Annotated in this window: 3 protein-coding genes; all 3 read right to left on the reverse strand. The window is 64.3% G+C overall.

Features of this window, described 5'->3' with window-relative positions:
* Positions 1-38: 38 nt before the first annotated feature.
* Positions 39-869 carry an ABC transporter permease gene (locus tag WB785_RS10355; protein ID WP_424078923.1) on the reverse strand — a complete coding sequence of 277 codons (831 nt, stop codon included), beginning with the start codon at positions 867-869 and terminating at the stop codon, positions 39-41.
* Positions 866-1,765: a glycosyltransferase gene (locus tag WB785_RS10360; RefSeq protein ID WP_424078924.1), complete on the reverse strand. Its 900-nt coding sequence runs from the start codon at positions 1,763-1,765 to the stop codon at positions 866-868. The genes WB785_RS10355 and WB785_RS10360 overlap by 4 nt, the downstream gene beginning before the upstream one ends.
* The coding region (locus WB785_RS10365) for an ABC transporter ATP-binding protein (RefSeq protein WP_424078925.1) at positions 1,758-2,440 on the reverse strand (683 nt) is incomplete at its 5' end. The genes WB785_RS10365 and WB785_RS10360, both read right to left, overlap by 8 nt.

Here is a 2,440-nt window from a genome sequence, read left to right on the forward strand (position 1 = left end):
GGGGAAACCCTGGGCCGCGGTTTACGTTCGTCGCCGGGCTACACCCAGTACGCCACCCGGGCGCGGTATTGGCGCATCGCGAAAGCCGCGAACAGCCAACCGATTACGGTCAGCCCGATCACCACCGCCCAGTGCCGTAGCTCCTGGTGCGAGCCCAGCAGCGGCGCGCGCACGATATCCAGGTAATGCAGCAGCGGATTCAGCTCGACGATCTTCGACCAGCGTCCGGCGCCCTGCTGCCGCAGCGTGTCGTCGTTCCAGATGATCGGCGTCATGAAGAACAGCAACTGCACGACGGAAAACAGCAGCGGGCCGATGTCGCGGAAACGGGTCGCCAGGATGCCGAAGCACAGCGACACCCACACGCAGTTGAGCACGATCAGCCCCAGCGCCGGGATCACCGAAAAGTCGGCCCACGACCACGGTTTCGGGTAGATGATCGCGATGACGATGTAGATGACGATGTTGTGCGCGAACAACAGTATCTGCCGCCACACCAGCCGATAGACATGCACGGAAAGCGGCGTCGGCAATTGCTTGATCAATCCCTCGTTGGCGACGAACACCTCGGCGCCCTCCAGGATCGAGGCGTTGATCAGATTCCAGATGATCAGGCCGAGGGTGACGTAGGGCAGATGCAGCTCGAGTTGGAGATGGAACAGCTTGGAGTACAGGCCGCCCATCGCGACGGCGGTGGTTCCGGTGGCGATGGTGATCCAGAACGGCCCGAGCACCGAGCGGCGGTACCGCTGTTTGATGTCCTGCCAGCCAAGGTGCAGCCACAGCTCGCGGCGACGGTATCCGTCGACCAGATCACCCCAGGCGCGGGCCAGCGTCTTGGACTGCGCAGTGCCATCGATGACCGTCATGAGGGTCGCCCGAACCTTTCCCGTCGTCCCAACCGTCGCAGCCGCAGCCACTCCACCAGACCCTTCGGGTCGCGCCGAGACACCAGGAAAAACCAACCGAATCGCAGCCATTCCTGGACCAGCAGCTTGCGCAGACCCGGCTGCGACAGCAGGTAGCCGCGGTTGCGGTAGGTGAAGTACCGCTTGGTCGGATCGTCGGGATATTGGGTGTGCATACGCCCGGCAAGGATCGGCTTGAATTCGGCTGACCCACAAGGGTGCAAATAGACGGCGTTCAAACAGGTTCCGAACGCCAAGCCGGACCGGACCAGCCGACGGTGCATCTCCACTTCGTCGCCGCGGACGAACAGCCGCAGGTCGGGCACGCCGATCGACTCGAACGCCGAAGCTGCGAACAGCGCCCCGTTGAACAGCGATGCGATACCCGGCAGCAGGTCTTGATCCGGTGCGGTAGGCAACTCGCTGACCAACCTGCGCCAGACCAGGCCGCGGCGCAGCGGGAACGCCAGCCGTTGCGGGTCGTCGGCGTTGCACACCATCGGCGACACCTCGGCCAGCCGGTGTTTATCGGCACAGGCCATCAGTGTCGCCAGTACCTCGGTGTCTTGCGGGCGGCCGTCGTCGTCGGCCAGCCACACCCAGTCGGCGCCGGCGGCCAGCGCATGAAGTATGCCAAGCGCGAAACCGCCTGCGCCGCCGAGATTTCGGCGTGACGGCAGATATGTCGTCGGGATGTGTTGCGCGCCAGCAAGTTCGCGGACACGGTCGTCGCAGTCGTTGTCGACCACGATCAGCTGGTCGGGCAGCCGGCTCTGGGTCGTCAATGCATCAAGCGACTTGGCCAGTTCGTCGGGGCGCCGGTGGGTCACCACCACGGCGCACACCATCTCACTCATGCGGGGTTGCCGTCTCGGCGAGCACCTCACGCACATGGCGCGCGGCGTCCTCACCTTCGTAGGCACGCACGACGTCCTCGATGCCGCCCGTCATCTTGATCACGCCGTGGTCGATCCACATCGCGGTCTTGCACAGCCGGGCCAGGAATTCGTTGGAATGGCTGGCGAACACCAGGATTCCGGAGCGCTCCACCAGGCCCTGCAATCGCGACTGGGCCTTCTTCATGAAATCGGCGTCGACGGCGCCCAGGCCTTCATCGAGCAGCAGGATCTCTGGGTCGATGCTGGTGACCACGCCCATCGCCAACCGGACCCGCATCCCGGTCGAATAGGTGCGCAGCGGCATCGCCAGGTAGTCGCCCAGCTCGGTGAACTCGGCGATCTCGTCGACCTTGGCCAGCATCTGCCGCCGCGTTTGTCCGAGGAACAGGCCGCGGATGATGATGTTTTCGTAGCCGGAGATCTCGGGGTCCATCCCGACACCGAGATCGAAGATCGGTGCCACCCGACCGCTCACTGTGGCGGAGCCGCGGGTCGGCTCGTAAATGCCCGAAAGTAGCCGCAGCAGAGTCGATTTCCCCGCCCCGTTGGGGCCTACTAGACCCACACGGTCGCCCGGACTCAGCGACATGGTGATGTCCCGCAATGCTTCGATGACCACCACGTTGGAGTTGT

It is taken from the genome of Mycobacterium sp. (assembly GCF_049585075.1).
In the GTDB taxonomy this organism is placed as follows: Bacteria; Actinomycetota; Actinomycetes; order Mycobacteriales; family Mycobacteriaceae; genus Mycobacterium.

Bases quoted from the DNA above. Each gene is read 5' to 3' on its own strand.
- WB785_RS10360 (WP_424078924.1), bottom strand. From the start codon at position 1,765: ATGAGTGAGATGGTGTGCGCCGTGGTGGTGACCCACCGGCGCCCCGAC.
- WB785_RS10355 (WP_424078923.1), bottom strand. From the start codon at position 869: ATGACGGTCATCGATGGCACTGCGCAGTCCAAGACGCTGGCCCGCGCC.